Source organism: Streptomyces sp. NPDC058758 (assembly GCF_042746075.1).
Classification (GTDB): domain Bacteria; phylum Actinomycetota; class Actinomycetes; order Streptomycetales; family Streptomycetaceae; genus Streptomyces.
Genome location: NZ_JBHYPS010000006.1, coordinates 243,749 through 264,944 on the forward strand (window position 1 = coordinate 243,749; position 21,196 = coordinate 264,944).

Consider the following 21,196-nt stretch of genomic DNA (forward strand, 5'->3'; position numbering starts at 1 on the left):
CTAGCTTCCGGCGCCATGACACCTGTGCGAAAGATGCGAACGACGCGACGCACGATGACAGCGGGACGGACGGGACGGGCGGCCCTGACGGGGCTGACGGGCCTGCTGGGGGCGGCGCTGGCGCTGACCCTCGCGGCCCCCGCGCGGGCCGGGGCGATCCCCACGGCCCCCGCGGCCCCCCGGACCCCCGCGTCCCCCACCGCCCCGGCGGAGTCCGCTGCCGCCCCGGCCCCCGCGCCCGGCTGGCGGCTCACCCCCACCGGGACCGACGTCCGCTTCCGGGGCCTGGCGGCGGTGGACCACCGCACCGCCTGGACCGCCGGCTCCCGCGGCACCGTCCTGCGCACCACCGACGCCGGACGGACCTGGCGGAACGTCTCGCCGCCCGGCGGGGAGGGCCTGGAACTCCGCGACGTCGAGGCCCTCGACGCCCGCCGGGCCGTCGTCCTCGCGATCGGCGAGGGCGAGGCGTCCCGCCTGCTGCGCACCGAGGACGGCGGCGCCACCTGGACCGAGGCCTTCCGCAACACCGACCCGCGCGCCTTCTACGACTGCGTGACCTTCCTCGACCGCCGCCACGGCCTCGCCCTGAGCGATCCGGTCGACGGGAGGTTCCGGATCCTGTCCACCCGGGACGGCGGCCGCTCGTGGGAGGTCCTGCCGGACGCCGGCATGCCGGCCGCGCTGCCCGGCGAGGCCGGTTTCGCCGCGAGCGGGCAGTGCCTCGTCACGGCGGACCGGGGACCGGGTGGGGACGTCTGGTTCGCGACCGGCGGCGGCGCCACCGCCCGCGTCTTCCACTCCGCCGACGGGGGCCGCACCTGGACCGTCACCGACAGCCCGGTCCCGGCCGGCGACCCGGCCCGGGGCGTCTTCGGACTCGCCTTCCGCGACCGCCGCCACGGCCTCGCGGTCGGCGGCGACTACCGCGCCGGGCAGCCCTCGCCGGCGGCCGCCGCCGTCACCGCCGACGGCGGGCGCGGCTGGACCCCGGCCGGGACGCCCCCGCCCGCGTACCGCTCCGGCGTCGCCTGGCTCCCGCACTCCGGGACCGCCGCCCTCGCCGTCGGCCCGACCGGCACCGACCTCACCCGCGACGGCGGCCGCACCTGGCGGACCGTGGACACCGGCTCGTACGACACCGTGGACTGCGCCCCGGACGGCGGCTGCTGGGCCTCGGGCGAGAAGGGCAGGATCGCGCGGCTCGCCCGCCCCTGAGGTCCGCAGGGGGTCAGGCCGGCGGCTGCTCGCGGTAGCCGGCCAGGCCCTCGACGGTCTTCGACGCGTAGAACTCGGTGATCCGGTACGCGCACACGCCCTCGGAGCTGAAGGGGTCGGCCGCCGCGATCCGCTCGATCGCGGCCCGGTCGACCCCGGCGGCCAGGATCACCCCGCCGTCGCGCGGGTTCTTCCGCCCGGACGCGAGGAACACCCCGGCGGCGTACTGCTCGTCCAGCCAGGCGATGTGCGCGTCCATGAGGGCGTCCGCCCGCTCGACGGGCGCGGTGTAGGTCAATTCCAGTACGAACATGCGGGCAAGGCTACCGGCGGGGCCCGCCGCGCCGATCAGCCCCCGAGGGTCTCGGCGGCGGTCCTGAAACGGTGCTCGACCGGCTTCAGCACCTCGTACAGGTAGCCGAAGTACGAGGTCTCCGCCGTGCCCGTGAGCACCGCGTGGAGGAAGGCGGCACAGCCCGGCCCGTGGTGCTCCCAGAGCGGGCCGCGCCCCTCGTTGTAGAGGACCGGCCACTCCTCCGGCGGGCTGCCGGGCCGCACCAGCCAGTAGAGGAACGCCCCCGACCCCTCCTCGAACGCCCACGGCACCACCCGCGCGCCGGGCTCCTCCAGCTCCTCGGGCCGCTCCTCGCCGACGTCGTACCACAACGAGGCCAGGATCTCGTCCCGTTCGGCCGCCTGCGCGAGCAACGCGCAGTCCGCGCGCGCCGACTCCGGGGCGAGCAGCCACACCGTGGAGTCGAAGATCCCCGCGCCGTACGTCTCGACCAGCAGCTTGTAGTCGGCGGGGAGCGGCACCCCGAGGGCGCGCTCGACCTCCGCCCAGTCCACGGCGGGCGGCGGTTCGGCGGGCGGCGGGCAGAGGCGCACGAGGTCGTCGATCGCGGTCACGGCGGGGAGGCTACCGCAGGGCGCCGTAGGGTGGCGGGATGGCGATCATCGGGGTTCCGGCGGACTGGCCCGCCGACGAGGCGGCGGCACTGGCCGTCCAGCACGCGCTGCGCGGGCGGCTCGTGCTGGACGAGACCGGGCCGCCGGCGGGGGAGGGACACGTCACCGGGCTCGACGTCGCCTACGACGACGAGCGCGACCTCGTCGCCGCGGCGGCCGTGGTGCTCGACGCCGCGACGCTGGAGGTGGTCGAGGAGGCCACCGCCGTGGGACGGGTCTCCTTCCCCTACGTGCCGGGGCTGCTGGCCTTCCGAGAGATCCCCACCGTGCTCGCCGCCCTGGACGCGCTCGCCGCCGACCCGGGCCTCCTGGTCTGCGACGGCTACGGCCTCGCCCACCCGCGCCGGTTCGGCCTCGCCGCCCACCTCGGCGTGCTCACCGGCCGCGCCTCGATCGGCGTCGCCAAGAACCCCTTCACCTTCTCGTACGGGCAACCCGGCCCCGAGCGCGGCGACTTCACGCCCCTCCTCGCCCAGGAGGAGGAGGTCGGGCGGGCGTTGCGCACCCGGCGCGGGGTCAAGCCCGTCTTCGTCTCCGTCGGGCACGGGACCTCCCTCGACAACGCCTGTGCGCACACCCTCGCGCTCACCCCGCGCTACCGGATCCCCGAGACCACCCGGCGCGCCGACGCGCTCTGCCGGCGGGCCCTCGCCGAGGCGCGCGGCAGGGCGTCCGAGGAGGAGCTGAGTAGCGGCTGAGTAGCCGTACGGATGCCCGCTGTCAGACCCGCACGGCACAGTGGCCTCCATGACCTCCCCCGCCACCACGGGCCCCCGCCGCCGCTCCGGCGGCCGCGCGCTGCCCGCCGTCCTCGCCGTCGCCGCGCTCTCCGCGCTCGCCTGGACCTGCGCCATCCTGTACGTGCTCGCCGACTGGACCACCGGGTGAACGGGCGGCTGCGCTGCGTCGTGCTCGACTGCCCCGACGCCTTCGGACTCGCCCGGTTCTACCGGGAGTTGCTGGGCGGCGAGGTCGACGCGCCCGATCCGGGGCTCGCCGTCGGCGCCGGCTCGGCCGTGCTGCGCGACGCGCGCGGACCCGTCCTCGCCTTCCAGGAGGTGGCCGACCACCGGCCGCCCGTCTGGGGCGCCCCCGAGCAGCAGTTCCTGCTGGACGTCCGGGTCCCGGACCCGGCCGCCGCCCACGGGGCCGTGCTCGCCCTCGGTGCCGTACCGCTGGGCGACGCGGACGGGCCCGACGGGGCGCCGCTGTGGCGGGTCTACGCGGATCCGGCCGGGCACCCCTTCCGCCTCATGGGGCCCTGAAGCCCGTCCCCGTCCCGGCTTTGGCCGGCGCGCGCGGTGGGCAGGATGAGCGGATGGACCTGCACACGACTTCCCGCCGGCTCGTCTCCTCCGGCTCGCCGCTCGAACCGGAGATCGGCTTCTCCCGCGCGGTACGGCACGGCCCGTACGTCTCCGTCGCCGGTACGGCCCCGATCGCGCCCGACGGCACCGCCACCGCGCCCGGCGACGTCTACGCCCAGACCGTGCGCTGCCTCGACATCGCCGAGGCGGCCCTCCGCGAGGCGGGCGCCCGCCTCGCCGACGTCGTCCGCACCCGGGTCATGCTCACCGACGCCACCACCTGGCGGGAGGCGGCCCGCGCCCACGGGGAGCGGTTCGCCGGGGTCCGTCCCGCCTGCACCTTCGTCGAGGTGTCCCGGTTCATCGACCCCGCCTGGCTGGTCGAGATCGAGATCGACGCGATCGTCGACGACCGCACCGCCCCCGCCGACATGATCGGCTGGTGAAGCCGGCGGCCCGCGCGCCCCGGGCCGCCCGCTACTCCGCGTGCGCCACCCGGAAGCGGAGCCCCGCCGCCCGCAGCCGGGCGATGAGCGCGTCGCCCATCGCGACCGCCGTCGTGACCTGGCCCGCCGTCTTCGGCAGCGGGTCCAGGGCGAGGCAGAGCGCCGACTCGGCCAGCATCTTCGCCGTCTCGTCGTAGCCGGGGTCGCCGCCCGCCACCTCGGTGAGGACCCGGCGTCCGCCGCCCTCGCCGACGAAGCGGACCGTGAACCAGCTGCGGGCGCGCCGCTCGGCCGAGGGGCCGCTGCCCGCCTCGTACCGGTCCATCATCCACCGGCGCGCGGCGGGGACCTGGGCCGCCGCGACGGCCGCGCCGAGCGCCGCCGTGCCGCCGAGGGCCATCGGCAGCGTCTTCACCGAGGCGTAGTGGCGGTAGCGGAAGTCGGGGCCGTACCGCTCCAGGGCGGCGGCCGACCGGGCCACCACCTGCGGGTCCAGGGTGGGCAGCGGCAGCGCCCAGGTGCCCGTCTCGGTGCTGAACCGGGGCGCGCCCAGCGGCGCGCGGGCCCGCCGGCCGACCAGCCGGGGCGCGTGCAGCCGGCGCTCGCGGGCCGCCCGCAGCATCTGCCGGCCGCGTCCGAAGGCGGTCAGCGCGGAGGCGAAGGTGCCGCCGGAGAAGACCGCGCCGGCCCGGACGAAGCCGTCGACCCGCAGCGGCACGCCCTCCGGCAGCTGTTCCACCGTGAAGAGCACGCCGAGGTCGTGCGGCACCGAGTCGAAGCCGCAGGCGTGCACGATCCGGGCGCCGGTCTCCCGGGCGCGGGCGTCGTGGCGGACGTACACGAGGTCGACGAACTCGGCCTCGCCGGTCAGGTCGAGGTAGTCGGTTCCGGCGTCCGCGCAGGCAGCGACCAGGCCCTCGCCGTACCAGACGTACGGGCCGACGGTGGAGGCCACCACCCGCGCCGCGCCGGCGAGTGCGCGCAGGGAGGCGGGGTCGCCCGAGTCGGCGACCAGCAGCGGGAGGTCCGCGAGGTGCGGCCGGCCGGCGGCGAGCCGGTCCCGCAGCGCCGCCAGCTTGGCGGGCGAGCGCCCGGCGAGGGCCCAGCGGCACCCGGTGGGGGCGTGCTCGGCCAGGTACTCCGCGGTCAGTTCGCCGACGAACCCGGTCGCCCCGTAGAGCACCACGTCGTACGGCCGCTCCGCCGTCTCCCGGCCGGTCTCCCGCCCCGCGCCCGCCCCTGTCTCCATCGAGCCCCACTCCCGTCCCTCGGCGTCGTCGTCGGCGGAGGATAGCGGACCCGGCCGCCCCGCCGAATTTCCAAGCGCTTGCTCGGCCGGGGGGCTTGTGCCGAGTGGAACACGTTCCTAGCATCTCCGGTGTTACATCATTGGTGTCACACACTTCTGGGGGCTCGATGAAGACGAGGCAGACCGAGCGGACGGGCCCGCTCGCCGGTGTCCGGGTCGTGGAGCTCGCCGGCATCGGCCCCGGCCCCTTCGCCGCCATGCTCCTCGCCGACCTCGGCGCCGACGTCGTCCGCGTCGACCGCCCCGGCGGCGCCGGCCTCGGCGTCGACCCCGCCAAGGACCTCACCAACCGCAACAAGCGCTCGGTCCTCCTCGACCTCAAGACCCCCGGGGGCCGCGCCGCCGTCCTCGACCTCGTCGAGCGCGCCGACCTCCTGGTCGAGGGGTACCGCCCCGGCGTCGCCGAACGCCTCGGCGTCGGCCCCGACGCCTGCCTGGCCCGCAACCCCCGGCTCGTCTACGGCCGGATGACCGGCTGGGGCCAGGACGGCCCGCTCGCCCACACGGCGGGCCACGACATCGGCTACATCGCCGTCACCGGCGCCCTCGGCATGATCGGCCCCGACCCGGACGGCCCGCCGACCGTCCCCGCCAACCTGGTCGGCGACTACGCGGGCGGCTCGCTCTACCTGGTCGTCGGTGTCCTCGCCGCCCTCCAGCACGCGCGGACGCACGGCGAGGGCCAGGTCGTCGACGCGGCCATCGTGGACGGCACCGCCCACCTCACCAGCATGATCCACGCCATGCTCGCGGCCGGCGGCTGGCAGGACCGGCGCGGGTCGAACCTCCTCGACGGCGGCTGCCCCTTCTACGGCGTGTACGAGACCTCCGACGGCGGCCACATGGCGGTCGGCGCCCTGGAGCAGCGCTTCTACGCCGAGTTCGCCCGCCTCCTCGGCCTCCCCGACGCCGACGGCCTGCGGGGCGACCTCGCCCGCTGGCCCGAGCTGCGCGAGGCCGTCGCCGCGCGCTTCCGGAGCCGTACCCGCGACGAGTGGACCGCGGTCTTCGAGGGCACCGACTCCTGCGTCGCCCCCGTCCTCTCGCTCCGCGAGGCCCCCTCCCACCCGCACCTCGCGGCCCGCGCCACCTTCGCCGAGCACGGCGGACTGGTCCAGCCGGCCCCCGCGCCCCGTTTCTCCGCCACCCCCGGCACGCTCCGTACCGGACCCGCCCTGCCCGGCGCCGACACCGACGAGGTCGCCCGCGACTGGGCCGTTCCCGCCCTGCTCACCGCCCAGGACGCCCCGCCCACCCAGGAGTCGAGGACCGCATGAAGCGCACGCTCTACACCGAGGACCACGAAGCCTTCCGGGCGGTCGTCCGCACCTTCCTGGAGAAGGAGGTGCTGCCCCACTACGAGCAGTGGGAGAAGGACGGCATCGTCTCCCGCGAGGCCTGGCGCGCCGCCGGCCGCCAGGGCCTCCTCGGCATCGCCGTCGAGGAGGAGCACGGCGGCGGGGGCAACCCCGACTTCCGGTACGCCTCCGTCCTCGCCGAGGAGTTCACCAAGGCCGCCGCCCCGGGCCTCGCCATCGGCCTGCACAACGACATCATCGGCCCCTACCTCACCAAGCTCGCCACCGAGGAGCAGCGCCGCCGCTGGCTGCCCGGCTTCTGCTCCGGGGAGATCGTCACCGCCATCGCGATGACCGAGCCCGGCGCGGGCTCCGACCTCCAGGGCATCCGCACCACCGCCGAGGACCGCGGCGACCACTGGGTCCTCAACGGCTCCAAGACCTTCATCTCCAACGGCATCCTCGCCGACCTGGTGATCGTCGTCGCGAGGACCACCCCCGAGGGCGGCGCCCACGGCCTCTCCCTGCTCGTGGTCGAGCGGGGCATGGAGGGCTTCGAGCGCGGCCGGAACCTCGACAAGATCGGCCAGAAGGCGCAGGACACCGCCGAACTCTTCTTCGAGGACGTCCGCGTCCCCAAGGAGAACCTCCTCGGCGAGCTGAACGGCGCCTTCGTCCACCTCATGACCAACCTCGCCCAGGAGCGGCTCGCCATCGCCGTCGCCGGCATCGCGGGCGCCGAGCACCTGCTGGAGCTCACCACCCGCTACGTCAAGGAGCGCGAGGCCTTCGGCCGGCCGCTGGCCAAGCTCCAGCACGTGCGCTTCGAGATCGCGGAGATGGCCACCGAGTGCGCCGTCACCCGCGCCTTCGTCGACCGCTGCATCGCCGAGCACGCCGACCCGACCGGCCTCGGTCTCGACCCCGTCAACGCCTCCATGGCCAAGTGGTGGGCCACCGAACTCCAGAAGAGGGTCGCCGACCGCTGCCTGCAACTGCACGGCGGATACGGCTACATGAGCGAATTCCCGGTGGCCAGGGCCTTCACCGACGGCCGCATCCAGACCATCTACGGCGGCACGACGGAGATCATGAAGGAGATCATCGGCCGCTCCCTCCTCGGCTGACTCCCGCCCCCCGCACCCTTCCGAGAAAACCCTCACCGCGAAAGGCTTCCCGTGAGCACCGAAGCGTACGTGTACGACGCGATCCGCACCCCGCGCGGACGCGGCAAGGCCAACGGCGCCCTGCACGGCACCAAGCCCATCGACCTCGTCACCGGCCTGATCCGCGAGATCCAGACCCGCAACCCCGGCCTCGACCCGGCCGCCGTCGACGACATCGTCCTCGGCGTCGTCGGCCCGGTCGGCGACCAGGGCTCCGACATCGCCCGGATCGCCGCCATCGCCGCCGGCCTCCCCGAGACCGTCGCCGGCGTCCAGGAGAACCGCTTCTGCGCCTCGGGCCTCGAAGCGGTCAATATGGCCGCGATGAAGGTCCGCTCCGGCTGGGAGGACCTGGTCCTGGCCGGCGGCGTCGAGTCGATGTCCCGGGTCCCGATGGCCTCCGACGGCGGCGCCTGGTTCGCCGACCCGATGACCAACCTGGAGACCAACTTCGTCCCCCAGGGCATCGGCGCCGACCTCATCGCCACCATCGAGGGCTTCAGCCGCCGCGACGTCGACGAGTACGCCGCCCTCTCCCAGGAGCGCGCCGCGACCGCCTGGAAGGAGGGCCGCTTCGCCCGCTCGGTCGTGCCCGTCGTCGACCGGGCCGGGCTGACCGTCCTCGACCACGACGAGTTCATGCGCCCCGGCACCACCGCCGACTCCCTCGCGAAGCTCAAGCCGTCCTTCAAGGACATCGGCGAGCTGGGCGGCTTCGACGCGGTCGCGCTCCAGAAGTACCACTGGGTCGAGGAGATCGACCACGTCCACCACGCCGGCAACTCCTCCGGCATCGTCGACGGCGCCTCCCTCGTCGCCGTCGGCTCGAAGGAGATCGGCGAGCGGTACGGGCTCACGCCCCGCGCCCGGATCGTCGCGGCGGCCGTCTCGGGCTCCGAGCCCACCATCATGCTCACCGGCCCCGCCCCGGCCGCCCGCAAGGCGCTCGCCAAGGCCGGCCTGACCATCGACGACATCGACCTGATCGAGATCAACGAGGCCTTCGCCGCGGTCGTCCTGCGCTTCGTCAAGGACATGGGCGTCTCCCTGGACAAGGTCAACGTCAACGGCGGCGCCATCGCGCTCGGCCACCCGCTGGGCGCCACCGGAGCGATCATCCTGGGCACCCTCGTCGACGAGCTGGAGCGCCAGGACAAGCGCTACGGCCTGGCCACCCTCTGCGTCGGCGGCGGCATGGGCATCGCCACCATCGTCGAGCGCGTCTGACCTCCCCGTCCGCACCCCTCAACCGGAGAAGCATCAGCATGAGCGAGAGCACCACCATCCGCTGGGAGCAGGACGACACGGGGATCGTCACCCTCGTCCTCGACGACCCGAACCAGTCCGCCAACACCATGAACCAGGCGTTCCGCGCGTCGATCGCGGCCGTCGCCGACCGTCTGGAGGCCGAGAAGGACTCGATCCGGGGCGTCATCTACACCTCCGCGAAGAAGACCTTCTTCGCCGGCGGCGACCTCAAGGACATGATCCAGGCGGGCCCCGAGCACGCCCAGGACATCTTCGACGCCGCGATGGACATGAAGCGCGCCCTGCGCCGCATCGAGACCCTCGGCAAGCCGGTCGTCGCCGCCCTCAACGGCGCCGCCCTGGGCGGCGGTTACGAGATCGCGCTCGCCTCCCACCACCGGATCGCGCTCGACGCGCCCGGCTCCAAGATCGGCCTGCCCGAGGTCACCCTCGGCCTGCTGCCCGGCGGTGGCGGCGTCACCCGCACCGTCCGCCTCATGGGCATCACCGACGCCCTCCTGAAGGTGCTCCTCCAGGGCACCCAGTACACGCCGAAGCGCGCCCTCGACAGCGGCCTGATCCACGAACTGGCGTCCACGCCCGAGGAGATGATGGCCAAGGCCATCGCCTTCATCGACACGCACCCGGAGTCCGCCCAGCCCTGGGACGTCCCCGGGTACCGGATCCCCGGCGGCACCCCGTCGAACCCGAAGTTCGCCGCGAACCTGCCGGCCTTCCCCGCCAACCTGCGCAAGCAGCTGAACGGCGCCCCCTACCCGGCCCCGCGCAACATCATGGCCGCCGCCGTCGAAGGCTCCCAGGTCGACTTCGAGACCGCGCAGGTCATCGAGTCCCGCTACTTCACCGAGCTGGTCACCGGCCAGACCGCGAAGAACATGATCCAGGCGTTCTTCTTCGACCTCCAGGCCGTCAACTCCGGCGCCAGCCGCCCCAAGGGCGTCGAGAAGCGCCAGGTCCGCAAGGTGGCCGTGCTCGGCGCCGGCATGATGGGCGCCGGCATCGCCTACTCCTGCGCCCGCGCCGGCATCGAGGTCGTCCTCAAGGACGTCACCGACGAGGCCGCCGCCAAGGGCAAGGCGTACTCGGAGAAGCTCTGCGCCAAGGCCGTCTCCCGGGGCCGCACCACCCAGGAGAAGGCCGACGCCCTCCTCGCCCGGATCACCCCGACCGCCGACCCGCAGGCCCTGGCCGGCTGCGACGCCGTCATCGAGGCCGTCTTCGAGGACACCGCGCTCAAGCACAAGGTGTTCCAGGAGATCCAGCACGTCGTCGACGCCGACGCGCTGCTCTGCTCCAACACCTCCACCCTCCCGATCACCGTCCTCGCCGAAGGCGTCGAGCGCCAGGCCGACTTCATCGGCCTGCACTTCTTCTCCCCGGTCGACAAGATGCCGCTGGTCGAGATCATCAAGGGCGAGCGCACCGGCGACGAGGCCCTGGCCCGCGCCTTCGACCTGGTCCGCCAGATCAACAAGACGCCGATCGTCGTCAACGACTCGCGCGGCTTCTTCACCTCCCGCGTCATCGGCCACTTCATCAACGAGGGCGTGGCGATGGTCGGCGAGGGCATCGAGCCCGCCTCCGTCGAGCAGGCCGCCGCCCAGGCCGGCTACCCGGCGAAGGTCCTCTCCCTCATGGACGAGCTGACGCTCACCCTCCCGCGCAAGATCCGCAACGAGACGAAGAAGGCGATCGAGGAGGCCGGCGGCACCTGGGTCACCCACCCGGGCGAGACCGTCATCGACCGCATGGTCGACGAGTTCGGCCGCCCCGGCCGCAGCGGCGGCGCCGGCTTCTACGACTACGACGAGTCCGGCAAGCGCGGCAGGCTCTGGCCGGGCCTGCGCGAGCACTTCACCAAGCCCGGGTACGAGATCCCCTTCCGCGACATGCAGGAGCGGATGCTCTTCTCCGAGGCCCTGGACACCGTCCGGCTCCTGGAGGAGGGCGTCCTGACCTCGGTCGCCGACGCCAACATCGGCTCCATCATGGGCATCGGCTTCCCGGCCTGGACCGGCGGCATCCTCCAGTACGTCAACGGCTACGAGGGCGGCGTGGCCGGCTTCGTCGCCCGCGCCCGCGAGCTGGCGGAGACGTACGGCGAGCGCTTCGACCCGCCGGCCCTCCTGGTGGAGAAGGCCGAGCGGGGCGAGACCTTCACGGACTCCTGAAGGCGGAGCGCAACTCCTCGCTCAGCGACCGCTGAAACGCGGTGACGAGGGCCTGGACCACGATCGGCTGCATGTGCGCGGACAGCGACTTCATGGCGGTCAGGTGGTCCGGGTCCTCCCCGCTCTCCCGGTACGGGTTCCACACCTCCTCCTGGAAGAGCCGGGCCAGCTCCTGGGCGGCGGACCGGGCGTGGTCGAGCAGCACGGTCCGGGAGGCGAGGATGGTGTCGTGCTCGATCGGCACGTCGAGCATCTCGACCCCGAGCCGCAGCAGCGACCCGTCGAGCCGGAACACCGCCGGGTCCTCGCCCGCCTCCAGCACCCCCATCGCGGCGAGCCGTTCGACGTCACGGTCGGCCAGCTCCCGCCCGGCGCGCCGCTCCAGCTCCCGCCGGGTGATGGTCTCGGCGGACTCCGGCGCCCACGAGGCCACCAGCGCCCGGTGCACCGCGAGGTCCTGCGCGCTCAGGTCGGGCGGCAGCTGCTCCAGGTACCGCTCGATCGCGGCGAGCGTCATGCCCTGCCGCTGGAGCTCCTCGATGAGCGCCAGCCGCGCCAGGTGCTCGGGGCCGTACCGCCCGACCCGCCGCGGCCCGATCACCGGCGGCGGCAGCAGCCCCCGCGTCCCGTAGAACCGCACGGTCCGCACCGTGACCCCGGCGCGGGCGGCCAGCTCGTCGACGGTGTAGCCGGGCAGCCGTCCCTCGTCGCTCTCGTCCTCCATGGTTCAACAGTATTGCTGTCTCACCAGCACTGTAAAAGCCCTCGGGCCCCTCAGAGCGCGGTTTCGACGGAGGCGAAGGTGACGCCGTGGTCGGCCAGCGTCTCGGCGACGGCGCCGCCGGTGGTGGTGAGCGCCAGGAGCAGGTGCTCGTCGCCGATCTCCCGGTCCTTGCGGGCCAGGGCCACCCGGAGGGACTTCTCCAGGACGGTCTTCGCCTCGCGGGAGAAGGGGCGCCGGCCGAGCGCCCTGCGGCCGCCGGAGAGGGCCCCGGTCCCGTGGGTCTCCTCGACGCGCGCGACGATCGCGTCGACGTCGATGCCCAGGCCGGCGAGGGCCTCCGTCTCGGCCCGGGACAGCCCGGCCCGCCGCCGCGCGTCGGAGAGCGCGGAGACCAGGGACGGGCGGCGGTCCCGCGGGCACAGCCGGGCCAGCACCGCCGCCGCGCGGGTGTCCTCCCGGTCGAGCAGCGCCAGCAGCAGGTGCTCGGGGGTCACGGCCTCGGCCCCGCCGCGCTCCGCGTGCTCGACCGCCCCCTTCACCACGCTCCGCGCCGCCTTCGTGAACCGCTCGAACATCAATGCCTCCCGTGTTTCTTGTGAACGGCCTGCCGGCTGACCCCCAGCTCGGTGGCGATCTCCTGCCAGGACCACCCCCGGGCGCGCGCACTGCGCACCTGGACGGCCTCCAGCTGTTCCAGCAGCCGCCGCAGGGCGGCCACGGCCCGCAGCCCCACCCGGGGATCACGGTCACCGGCCCGCGCGGCGAGATCGGTCGCATCGGTCATGCTGTCAATGTAGGTTGACACGCGAAGACTGTCAACCATGGTTGACATGCGGCGGTGTCGGACCCTGCTCCTACGGTGACCCCATGACCGAGATCGAGTACGTACGCGGCGACGCCACCGCGCCGCACGGCAAGGGCGTCCGGATCGTCGCCCACGTCTGCAACGACCTGGGCGGCTGGGGCAAGGGCTTCGTGCTCGCCGTCTCGCGCCGCTGGCCGGAGCCGGAGGCGGCCTTCCGCCGCTGGCACCGGGAGCGCGCGGCCAACGACTTCGGCCTCGGCGCCGCGCAGTTCGTCCAGGTCTCGCCGCAGCTCTGGGTGGCGAACCTGGTGGGCCAGCGGGGGATCCGCACCGGCCGGAGCACCGGCGTCCCGGTGCGGTACGAGGCGATCGACCGGGCCCTGGGACTCCTCGCGGAGAAGGCCGTCGAGCTGGACGCCTCGGTCCACATGCCGCGGATCGGCTGCGGGCTCGCGGGCGGGAAGTGGGAGCGGGTGGAGCCGCTGGTGCGGGAGCGGCTGGCGGGGCGGGGGATACCGGTCACCGTGTACGACTTCGGCGCGTAAGGGGCGGGTCTCAGGGGCGGCCCGGCCGGGCGGCGGCGCGGGGGTTAGAGTCGGCGGCCGGTCCGCGTCGGCGGGCGGGAACAGGGGAGTGGGATGTACGCGCAACTCAGGGAGACGGCAGCGGAATTGGCCGAGGTCCTGTGGCGGGAGCACACGGTGTACCGGGAGCGGGGCGGGGGCGTCGTGATCCGCGGCGAGCACGTGCGGCGGTGGATCAGCCTCGCGCCGACGGGCGGCAAGGACCGGGCGCTGCTGCGGGCCGGTCGGATCCTCGACGGGGGGACGACGGCCCCGGCCCGCACCGAGGTCGTCGTCGACCTGACGGCGCCGGTCGCCGAGCTGGCCACGGTCTGCCGGCGGATGCTCGCCGAGGTCGCCGCGTCGGCCGGCCCGGCCCCCGGGCCGGACGCGGGCCCGTCCCGGGCCGGACGGCCGGGCAGGGGGCGGGCGGGACGCGGGGCGCGCAAGCAACCCAAGACCCCCAGGGAACCCAAGGCCCCCAAGCCCAGGAGCCGGCACACGGGTGCCGGCTCCTGGGTGGTGCTGGTGCTCGTCGGGATCGCCGTGGCCGCCTGGGCGTACGGCGTCTTCGGCGGACCCGCCTTCTGACCCGGAAGGTCAGAAGGCGGTCACCGGGTAGTGGTCCGAGAGGTTGGTGTAGGTGTACTTCACGCCCCAGCTGGAGACCGTCCACGGCGCGGTCGACTCCAGGACCACGTGGTTCGTCCAGTTCGCCGGGCGGGCGTTGCCGGCCCGGTAGAGGACGTGGTCCAGGTCCTCGCGCGGGTCGTCCGGGTAGCGCTCCGCCGCGATCGAGTTCAGCTCGGTGTCGAAGGAGTACGGGTGGCCGGTGCGGGCGTCCGCCCCGGCGAGGCCCGCGTCGGCGAGCATCGTGGCGTACTCGGGCGTGCGGGAGTCGACGTTCATGTCGCCCGCGACGATCACCTGCTCGTCCGCCGGGATGTTCTTCGCGTCGAGGAAGGCGTCCAGCGCCTTGAACTGGCGGCTGCGCATCTGCGCCGCCTCGCCCGCCGAGCAGCCCGGGTCGGTGGACTGGGCGTGGGTGCCGACGACGTGCACCCGGCTGCCGTTCACGTCGAGGACCGCGTAGGCGAAGCCCTTGTTCGAGTACCAGTCGGCGCCGCAGGCGTCCTTGTAGACGTACTGCTCCTTGCGGACGATCGGCCACTTGCTGAGGATCGTCACCCCGCCGTCCTCCGGGGTGGTGGCCGAGTAGGCCCCGCCGGTGGCGTCCCAGCCGGTCTTCGAGCGGCCCACGACGGGCGTCTGGTGCGGGTAGGCCGCCGCCGCGTTCGCCTTGAGCGCGTCGGAGGAGGAGTTGTCGAAGGCCTCCTGGAGCACCACGACGTCCTGGCCCTGGAAGTACGGGGCGGCGGGGATCGCCCGGGCCCGGTGGTCCTGTCCCCAGTTCGGGTAGAGGGTCTTCGAGAAGAGGAAGGTGTTGTAGGTGAGCACCTTCAGGCGCGGCGTCGCGGCCTCGGGGGCGGCGGAGGCCGCGGGCGCGGTCGCCGCCAGGGTGGCGGTGGCGAGCGCGAGGGACACGGCGGCCCCGGGGATGCGGCGGAGCGTGCTGAGGGACACGTGAACTCCCGACGATGGGTGGGGGGTTGGACTCGGCGCGGGCCATACAACCAGTCGTAGTTACCTTCCGGTAGCCTTCAGGTGCCGGGAATCTTGCCCGCGTCGTACGAGCGCGCCAACGATCACGGGGGTGTACGATCCGCCGCTCCCGGGACCAGGTAGGATGCGCGCCATGACGACCCTCGCCTCCAACGCCAAGATCTTCGACATGGACCTCGGCCCGCTCAACCCGGTCTGGGCCGAGCTCATCCTCGGCTTCGCCGTGTTCTTCCTGACCTTCTTCTTCCTGGCGAAGGTGATCCTCCCGAAGATCAAGCGCACGCTGGAGCTCCGCGAGGACGCCACCGAGGGCGCCACCGGCCGTGCCGACGACCTGCGTGCCGAGGCCGCCGACATCCGCGCCCAGTACGAGGCCGAGCTGGCCGAGGCCCGCCACGAGGCCGCCCGGATCCGCTCCAAGGCCGTCGAGGAGGGCTCCGCCGCCATCGCCGCCGCCCGCGCCGAGGGCCAGGCCGAGCGCGACTCCATCCTCGCCGCCGGCAGCGCGAAGATCGCCGCCGAGCGCGACGCCGCCGAGCGCGAGCTCAACGCCGACGTCGACGCCTGGGCCCGCGCCCTCGCCGGCCGCATCGTCGGCGAGCCGGTCGGCGCCGACCGCGCCTGACCGCGACCGACCCGCACGACACCACGCCGGGGCCGTTCCCGGGGCGAGAGCCCCCGGAGCGGCCCCGGCGTCGTCGTACCGCCCCCGGGGGTGCACCCTGGAGGGGCGGTCACCGACGCGAGAGGCAGGGGGACCCCCGTATGAGCACCCGCAGCGAGGCCACCGCCGGCACCCCGGCCGGCCGCCCCGGCCCCGCCGGCCGCCCCGGCCCCGCCGGCCGCCCCGGACCGGCCGATCCCGCTCCGCCGCCCGTCGGCGGCGTGCTGTGGAGCGTCGCCGGGGACGTCCGTGCGCTGCTCATGCTGCCCGCCGCCCTCACCATGCAGGTCGCCCACCCCGCGATCGGCGCCGGCGTCGACGAGCACTCGGTCTTCCGCACCGACCCCTGGGGCCGCGGCGAGCGCTCGCTGCGCTCCGTCCAGCTCTGGGTGTACGGAGGGGAGGACGCCGCCGCCGAGGGACGCCGGCTGCGCGCGCTGCACCGGGACATCCGGGGCACCGACGCCCGCGGACGCCGCTACCACGCCCTCACGCCCGCCTACTACTCCTGGGTCCACGCCACCGGCTACCCCGTCTACCGGCACGGCCTGGCCCTGCTCCACCGGCCCCTCACCGAGGCCCAGGACCGCCGGCTGTACGCCGAGTGGCTCCAGGTCGGCCGGATCCTCGGCATCCACGACCGGGACATGCCGCAGACCGTCGAGGAGTTCTGGCCCTACTACCGCACGGTCCTCGCCGAGGAGCTGGAGGCCACCGCGGTCGTCCGCGAGCTCCTCGACCCGGACGCGCCGGTGCCCGCCCCCGACCGGTGCCCGCTGCTCCTCCGGATCGTCCTCCGCCCCCTGTGGCCGCTGCTCCGCCGCCCCTTCCAGCGGATCCGCGCCTTCCTCACCGTCGGCCTGATGCCGCCGGACGCCCGCGCCGCGATCGGCCTGGAGTGGACGCCGGAGCAGGAGCGCCGGCTGCGCCGCCTCGCCCGGATCGTCCGCGCCGTCGTCCCGGTCCTCCCCGAGCGGCTGCGCTACCTGCCGCTCGCCCGCCGCGCCCGGGAGGCCGCCCGCCGCGCCGGGCGCTGACGGACGGCCTCCCGGGCGGTGGCTCAGTGGTCCCCGTGCTCGTGGACCGTGTTCGTCGCCGCGATCTTCTTCCAGGACTTCGGCGGGACGGGCTTCGCCGCGGTCCGGGCCGCCCCGGCCGACGGGGCCGCCAGGGCCGCCCCGGTGGCGGGCGAGGGCCCGGCGGCCGGCTTGGCGGGCTCGTACAGCCAGGTGTCGAAGAGCGCCGCCAGCGGCCGGCCGGAAACCTCCTCCGCGTACCGCACGAAGTCCGCGACCCGCGCGTTGCGGTGCGCGAACCGCTGCGGCCAGCCCTTCAGGACCGCGAAGAAGTCCTCGTCGCCGATCTCGTTGCGCAGCGCCTGGAGCGCCAGCGCGCCCCGGTCGTAGACGGCGATGTGGAACTGGTTGTCCGGGCCCGGGTCGCCCGGCCGCACCGTCCAGAACGGGTCCTCGGCCGTGCGCGTGGCGTACACGTAGTCCGCCAGCTCCTGGGCCGTGCCCTCGCCCTCCTTCTCCGACCACAGCCACTGGCTGTAGCGGGCGAAGCCCTCGTTGACCCAGATGTCCTTCCAGTCGCGCACCGAGACGCTGTCGCCGTACCACTGGTGGGCCAGCTCGTGCACGACGACGGACACGTTCGCGCCGTTCGCGAACTGGCGCGGGCTGTAGAACGGCCGGGTCTGCGTCTCCAGCGCGTAACCGCTGGTCACGTTGGGAACGTAGCCGCCGAGCGCGTTGAACGGGTACGGGCCGAAGACCCCCTCCAGCCACTCCGCGACCTCGGCGGTCCGCTCGATCGAGGCGCGGGCCGCGCCCGCGTTGTCGCCGAGGTCCTTGCTGTACGCGTTGAGGACGGGGAGCCCGTTGGCGGTCGTGCCCGTCGTGATGTCGAACTTCCCGACCGCGAGCGTGGCCAGATACGTCGCCTGCGGCTTGTTCGAGCGCCAGTTGAAGCGCGTCCAGCCGAGCCGGGACGACTGCGACTGGAGCACGCCGTTGCTGATCGCCTGGGTGCCGTCCGGCACCGAGACCGACACGTCGAAGGTCGCCTTGTCGCGCGGGTGGTCGTTGGAGGGGAACCACCAGGCGGCCGAGTCCGGCTCCTGCGCGGCGACGCCGCCGTCCGGGGTGCGGTGCCAGGCCGACCAGCCGTCGACCTTGAACTCGGAGGGCTTGCCCGCGTACCGCACCACCACCGTGACCTGCTTGTTCTTCGGCAGCGGTACGGCCGGGACGATCTCCAGCTCGTGGTCGCCGGTGGCGGCGAACTTCGCGAGCCGGCCGTCGACCCGCACCTCGCTCGCCCTCAGCCCCAGGTCCAGGTTGAAGCGCGAGAGGTTCTGCGTGGTCGTCGCCAGGATCGTCGCGGTCCCCTCCAGGAGGTCCGTCGCCGGCTGGTACTTCAGGCGCAGGTCGTAGTGGGAGACGTCGTAGCCGCCGTTGCCGCTGGCGGGGTAGTAGGAGTCGCCGATGCCCGGCGCGCCCGGGACGTAGTCGGCCGCCGATGCCGGGATCGCCAGCAGCAGGGAAGCCGCGAGGGCGCTCGGAACGATCATTCTGCGGTGCACGGATGCTCTCCAAGTCGTCAACGGAGTAAGACGCGTGGGTGGGCGTCGGTCCTTAGTTCGGACTCTATGAACCACGCGACGGAGCGTCACGTAAAGGGCGCCTTCCGTCACACGATCGCCATTCGGCCGACACGAAGCACCGGTTCACCCGTTTCCCGCACACGGTCTTCCGTCCCGCCGGACCCGGCGGGTACCTTCCGGGCCATGCCGATGCGTCTGCGCGCCGCGCGCCGTGCCCTGGCCCTCGCCGCCGGAACCGCCCTGCTCGGCCTGCCCCTCGCCGCCGTCCCGGCGAAGGCGGCCCCCGCCGGCCGGCCGGCCCCGCCCCGGACCGGGTTCGAGGCGAGCGGCGGCGCCCGCTGGACCACCGGGGCGGAGGAGCGGGACTTCCTGGCCGCCGTCGCCCGGGACGGCGACCGGGTCACCGTCACCACCATCGGCACCACCGAGCAGGGCCGGCCGCTGCGGCTCGTCGCCCTCGGCCCCCGGCGCGGCGCCCTCACGGTGCTGCTCGTCTGCGGCCAGCACGGCGACGAGCCCGCCGGCCGCGAGGCGTGCCTGACCACCGTCCGCGACCTCGCCCGCCCCCGCGACCCCGGGCTCCTGCGCCTGCTCGCCCGCACCACCGTCCTCGTCGTGCCCGACGCCAACCCCGACGGGCGCGAGGCCGGCACCCGCGGCAACGCCGCCGGCATCGACGTCAACCGCGACCACCTCGCGCTGCGCACCGCGGAGGCCCGCGCCCTCGCCGCCGTGCTCCGCGACCGCCGGCCCGACCTCGTCCACGACCTCCACGAGTACGAGGCCACCCCCGGCTCCTACGACAAGGACCTCCTCGCGCTCTGGCCGCGCAGCCTCGACGCCGACGCCCGCGTCCGCGCCGAGTCCCGCACCCTCGTGGAGGAGTACGTCCGCCCCGGCGCCGCCCTCGCCGGCCGCACCCACGGCGTCTACGGCATCTGGACCGACCCCTTCACCGGACGGCCGGTCCGCCAGGTCGCCGGCGACGGCCAGGAGCGGATCCTGCGCAACACGGCCGGGATCAAGCACATGGTCGCCCTCCTCGCCGAGACCCGCGAGGACCCGCTCGGCGCCGCCGAGGAGCGCGACCCCGCGCTGGTGCGGTGGCGCAGGGTCGCCACCCACCTCACCGCGATCGGGGACGTCTTCGCGTACGTCTCCGAGCGCGGCGGCCCGCTCGCCGCTAGCACCGCGGCCGCCCGGCTCGCCGGTCTCGCCGACCGCGGCCCCGTCCACCTCGGCGGCGCCGACAACGACCCGCCGGAGCCCGCCGAGATCCTCGCCGACCCGCCCTGCGGCTACCGCCTCGACGCCGCCCGGTACGCCGAGGCCGGCGACGAACTCGCCCTGCACGGCGTGACGGTGGTGCGCGAGCCAGGGGGCGGGGCGTACGTCCCGCTGCGCCAGGAGCAGCGGCTCCTGGTCCCGCTGCTCCTGGACGCCCGGGCGACCCACCACCTCGTCAGTGGGCTTCCCGTGGAGGAGTGTTGACGATCGGGTGGAACCGGTGGGTCGCGTCCGGCCGGTCCCCGCGGGGCACGTAAAGTTACCGGTCGGTACTGACCATGCCTCACACGGGCCCCCACGGCCCGGACTTGGAGAACCACATGACCCACGCGACGCCCGCGCGCCGCGCCCTGCCCGCCCTGTTCGCCACGATGCTGCTGGCCGGGGGCCTGCTGCTCGGGCAGACCGCCGCCGCCCCGGCCGCCGAGGCGGCCCGCACCGGCACCTGCAACGTCAGCCAGCTCCAGAAGCAGGCCCGCGACGAGCGCGACCGCGCGGCCCAGCTCAAGCGTCTCGGCGCCCGCGAGGAGTCCCGCCGCGCCTACGCCCGCGCCGAGGCCCTGGAGCGCCGCGCCAAGCAGTGCGCCCACGCCGACGACGTGGTGGCCCCGCCGTTCCCGAGGTGATCGCGCCCGTGACCCGACCGGGCACCTGACGCCCGTCCGGCACCGGAAGGCCCCCGCCCCGCCCCGGGGCGGGGGCCTTCCGCCTCCCCGCCTTCCGCCTTCGCCCGCCTCCTCCCCCCTCCCGCTCCAGGGCGGGCCCCTCAGCCCGTCACCAGCTCCGCCGCCCGCCGCGCGCACCCCCACGCCACCGTGACCCCGGCGCCCCCGTGCCCGTAGTGGTGCACCAGCAGCCCGCCGCCCGGCAGCCGCTCCGCCTCGACGCGCACCCCGCCCTCCCGGGCCGGACGCAGCCCCACCCGGTGGCCCAGCACCCGCGCCCCCGCGATCTCCGGCCGGACCCGGGCGCACCGCGCCACGATCCCCGCCGCCGTCGCCGGATCGGGCACCAGGCCCTCCGCCCCCTCCTCGGCGGTCCCGCCCAGCACCAGCCGCCCCGGCTGCGGGAAGAAGTACGTGGTCTCCGCGGCGCCCGGGTCCGCCGCCGTGAACCACTCCTCGACCCCCGGGTTCTCCACCAGCACCAACTGCCCCCGCACCGGCCGCACTCCGCCGTCCCCGGCCAGCTCCCGCGCCGCGAGCCCCGCGCAGTTCACGACCACCGGCGCCGCCGCGGCCGGCTCCTCCCAGCCCGTCACCGCCCGCCGCTCGACCACCCCGCCGGCCGCCTCCAGCCGGGCCCGCAGCCACGCCAGGTGGACCGGCATGTCGATCAGCGGCAGCCGGGCCGCCAGCCCCGTCGCGTACGGGCCCGGCACCTCCCCGGGCGGCAGCTGCCGCAGCCCCTCCACCCCGGCCGCCCACGCCCCGAGCCCGTCCAGGGCCGTGTCCGCGTGGACGCCCGCCACCCACCGCACCCCGGTCCGCTCCGGCGCGCCGGCCAGCTCCCCGTACACCCGCAGCGACTCCAGCGCCCAGACCCCCGTATCCTCGGCCGGCTCGATCCGGTACGGCCACCACAGGGCGCCCGCCACCGCCGAGGTCGTCGCCTCCGCCGGGTCCCGGGACCACACCCGCACCCGCAGCCCCCGCTCCGCCAGCACCACCGCCGTCGTCAGCCCGACGACCCCGCCGCCCACCACGATCACGTCGCTGTCCATGCCCGGGACCGTACCCGTGCGGCCCCCGCCGCCCACGTAGGATGCG

Annotated in this window: 24 protein-coding genes; 15 read left to right on the top strand and 9 right to left on the bottom strand. The window is 74.8% G+C overall.

Annotated elements, in window-relative coordinates; all coding sequences use genetic code 11:
• The first annotated feature begins 54 nt into the window (after positions 1-54).
• Positions 55-1,218 carry a WD40/YVTN/BNR-like repeat-containing protein gene (locus tag ACFW6A_RS10970; protein WP_386639938.1) on the top strand — a complete coding sequence of 388 codons (1,164 nt, stop codon included), beginning with the start codon at positions 55-57 and terminating at the stop codon, positions 1,216-1,218.
• A gap of 13 nt (positions 1,219-1,231) precedes the next feature.
• Here the strand turns inward: ACFW6A_RS10970 and ACFW6A_RS10975 are convergent, their stop codons facing one another.
• Together ACFW6A_RS10975 and ACFW6A_RS10980 are read right to left on the bottom strand one after the other, a co-directional pair.
• The gene (locus ACFW6A_RS10975; RefSeq protein WP_360315913.1) at positions 1,232-1,531 is read right to left on the bottom strand and encodes a YciI family protein; all 300 of its coding nucleotides are present in this window, start codon (positions 1,529-1,531) and stop codon (positions 1,232-1,234) included.
• A gap of 35 nt (positions 1,532-1,566) precedes the next feature.
• Complete coding sequence (locus tag ACFW6A_RS10980; protein ID WP_386639941.1) at positions 1,567-2,127, bottom strand: SMI1/KNR4 family protein; 561 nt, start codon at positions 2,125-2,127, stop codon at positions 1,567-1,569.
• Positions 2,128-2,165: 38 nt separating this feature from the next.
• Here ACFW6A_RS10980 and ACFW6A_RS10985 point away from each other — a divergent pair, with 38 nt between their 5' ends.
• The 4 genes from ACFW6A_RS10985 to ACFW6A_RS11000 are packed head-to-tail and all read left to right on the top strand — an operon-like array spanning position 2,166 to position 3,940.
• The gene (locus ACFW6A_RS10985) at positions 2,166-2,885 is read left to right on the top strand and encodes an endonuclease V (protein WP_351845362.1); all 720 of its coding nucleotides are present in this window, start codon (positions 2,166-2,168) and stop codon (positions 2,883-2,885) included.
• 49 nt (positions 2,886-2,934) lie between these two features.
• Positions 2,935-3,075 carry a morphogenic membrane protein MmpA gene (gene mmpA / locus ACFW6A_RS10990; protein ID WP_351845364.1) on the top strand — a complete coding sequence of 47 codons (141 nt, stop codon included), beginning with the start codon at positions 2,935-2,937 and terminating at the stop codon, positions 3,073-3,075.
• Positions 3,072-3,452, top strand: coding sequence for a VOC family protein (locus ACFW6A_RS10995; RefSeq protein ID WP_351845366.1), 381 nt, complete (start codon positions 3,072-3,074; stop codon positions 3,450-3,452). Before mmpA ends, ACFW6A_RS10995 begins: the two co-directional genes overlap by 4 nt.
• Positions 3,453-3,505: 53 nt before the next feature.
• Positions 3,506-3,940 (top strand): RidA family protein, encoded by a 435-nt coding sequence (locus ACFW6A_RS11000; protein WP_351845368.1) that lies wholly within the window; start codon positions 3,506-3,508, stop codon positions 3,938-3,940.
• Positions 3,941-3,971: 31 nt separating this feature from the next.
• Here the strand turns inward: ACFW6A_RS11000 and ACFW6A_RS11005 are convergent, their stop codons facing one another.
• Positions 3,972-5,189 carry a saccharopine dehydrogenase family protein gene (locus tag ACFW6A_RS11005; RefSeq protein WP_386639944.1) on the bottom strand — a complete coding sequence of 406 codons (1,218 nt, stop codon included), beginning with the start codon at positions 5,187-5,189 and terminating at the stop codon, positions 3,972-3,974.
• A 167-nt stretch (positions 5,190-5,356) separates the two neighbouring features.
• Here ACFW6A_RS11005 and ACFW6A_RS11010 point away from each other — a divergent pair, with 167 nt between their 5' ends.
• The 4 genes from ACFW6A_RS11010 to ACFW6A_RS11025 are packed head-to-tail and all read left to right on the top strand — an operon-like array spanning position 5,357 to position 11,153.
• Entirely contained in the window at positions 5,357-6,526 is a 1,170-nt protein-coding gene (locus ACFW6A_RS11010; RefSeq protein ID WP_386639947.1) for a CaiB/BaiF CoA transferase family protein, read from the top strand.
• Positions 6,523-7,674: an acyl-CoA dehydrogenase family protein gene (locus ACFW6A_RS11015; RefSeq protein ID WP_351845374.1), complete on the top strand. Its 1,152-nt coding sequence runs from the start codon at positions 6,523-6,525 to the stop codon at positions 7,672-7,674. Before ACFW6A_RS11010 ends, ACFW6A_RS11015 begins: the two co-directional genes overlap by 4 nt.
• 51 nt (positions 7,675-7,725) lie before the next feature.
• Entirely contained in the window at positions 7,726-8,940 is a 1,215-nt protein-coding gene (locus ACFW6A_RS11020; RefSeq protein WP_351845376.1) for an acetyl-CoA C-acetyltransferase, read from the top strand.
• A 38-nt stretch (positions 8,941-8,978) separates the two neighbouring features.
• Positions 8,979-11,153: a 3-hydroxyacyl-CoA dehydrogenase NAD-binding domain-containing protein gene (locus ACFW6A_RS11025; RefSeq protein ID WP_351845378.1), complete on the top strand. Its 2,175-nt coding sequence runs from the start codon at positions 8,979-8,981 to the stop codon at positions 11,151-11,153.
• On the opposite strand, the gene ACFW6A_RS11030 is transcribed toward ACFW6A_RS11025, so the two are convergent.
• Genes ACFW6A_RS11030 through ACFW6A_RS11040 form a run of 3 tightly spaced genes read right to left on the bottom strand, consistent with a single transcriptional unit; the run spans position 11,140 to position 12,661 of the window.
• Positions 11,140-11,877, bottom strand: a complete 738-nt coding sequence (locus tag ACFW6A_RS11030; protein WP_386480746.1) for a MerR family transcriptional regulator — start codon at positions 11,875-11,877, stop codon at positions 11,140-11,142. The two genes, ACFW6A_RS11025 and ACFW6A_RS11030, sit on opposite strands and share 14 nt — an antisense overlap.
• Positions 11,878-11,927: 50 nt before the next feature.
• On the bottom strand, positions 11,928-12,452 hold the full coding sequence (locus ACFW6A_RS11035) for a Clp protease N-terminal domain-containing protein (protein WP_351845382.1): 525 nt from the start codon (positions 12,450-12,452) through the stop codon (positions 11,928-11,930).
• The gene (locus ACFW6A_RS11040; protein ID WP_386639950.1) at positions 12,452-12,661 is read right to left on the bottom strand and encodes a helix-turn-helix domain-containing protein; all 210 of its coding nucleotides are present in this window, start codon (positions 12,659-12,661) and stop codon (positions 12,452-12,454) included. The genes ACFW6A_RS11035 and ACFW6A_RS11040 overlap by 1 nt, the downstream gene beginning before the upstream one ends.
• Positions 12,662-12,744: 83 nt before the next feature.
• Here ACFW6A_RS11040 and ACFW6A_RS11045 point away from each other — a divergent pair, with 83 nt between their 5' ends.
• On the top strand, positions 12,745-13,227 hold the full coding sequence (locus ACFW6A_RS11045) for a macro domain-containing protein (protein WP_351845386.1): 483 nt from the start codon (positions 12,745-12,747) through the stop codon (positions 13,225-13,227).
• Positions 13,228-13,320: 93 nt separating this feature from the next.
• On the top strand, positions 13,321-13,836 hold the full coding sequence (locus ACFW6A_RS11050) for a hypothetical protein (protein ID WP_386639954.1): 516 nt from the start codon (positions 13,321-13,323) through the stop codon (positions 13,834-13,836).
• A gap of 9 nt (positions 13,837-13,845) precedes the next feature.
• On the opposite strand, the gene sph is transcribed toward ACFW6A_RS11050, so the two are convergent.
• Positions 13,846-14,829 carry a sphingomyelin phosphodiesterase gene (gene sph, locus ACFW6A_RS11055; RefSeq protein WP_386639957.1) on the bottom strand — a complete coding sequence of 328 codons (984 nt, stop codon included), beginning with the start codon at positions 14,827-14,829 and terminating at the stop codon, positions 13,846-13,848.
• A 172-nt stretch (positions 14,830-15,001) separates the two neighbouring features.
• Here sph and ACFW6A_RS11060 point away from each other — a divergent pair, with 172 nt between their 5' ends.
• Together ACFW6A_RS11060 and ACFW6A_RS11065 are read left to right on the top strand one after the other, a co-directional pair.
• The gene (locus tag ACFW6A_RS11060) at positions 15,002-15,493 is read left to right on the top strand and encodes a hypothetical protein (protein WP_351845392.1); all 492 of its coding nucleotides are present in this window, start codon (positions 15,002-15,004) and stop codon (positions 15,491-15,493) included.
• Positions 15,494-15,633: 140 nt separating this feature from the next.
• A complete protein-coding gene (locus ACFW6A_RS11065) occupies positions 15,634-16,569 on the top strand; it encodes an oxygenase MpaB family protein (RefSeq protein ID WP_386639960.1) in 936 nt (311 codons plus the stop codon).
• 23 nt (positions 16,570-16,592) lie between these two features.
• On the opposite strand, the gene ACFW6A_RS11070 is transcribed toward ACFW6A_RS11065, so the two are convergent.
• Positions 16,593-18,119, bottom strand: coding sequence for a M1 family metallopeptidase (locus ACFW6A_RS11070; protein WP_351845396.1), 1,527 nt, complete (start codon positions 18,117-18,119; stop codon positions 16,593-16,595).
• A gap of 210 nt (positions 18,120-18,329) precedes the next feature.
• Between ACFW6A_RS11070 and ACFW6A_RS11075 the strand changes: the two genes are divergently transcribed.
• Entirely contained in the window at positions 18,330-19,631 is a 1,302-nt protein-coding gene (locus ACFW6A_RS11075; protein WP_386482315.1) for a M14 family zinc carboxypeptidase, read from the top strand.
• A 116-nt stretch (positions 19,632-19,747) separates the two neighbouring features.
• A complete protein-coding gene (locus ACFW6A_RS11080; protein WP_351845400.1) occupies positions 19,748-20,053 on the top strand; it encodes a hypothetical protein in 306 nt (101 codons plus the stop codon).
• 140 nt (positions 20,054-20,193) lie between these two features.
• On the opposite strand, the gene ACFW6A_RS11085 is transcribed toward ACFW6A_RS11080, so the two are convergent.
• Entirely contained in the window at positions 20,194-21,150 is a 957-nt protein-coding gene (locus tag ACFW6A_RS11085) for an FAD-dependent oxidoreductase (RefSeq protein WP_386639963.1), read from the bottom strand.
• Positions 21,151-21,196 lie beyond the last annotated feature (46 nt).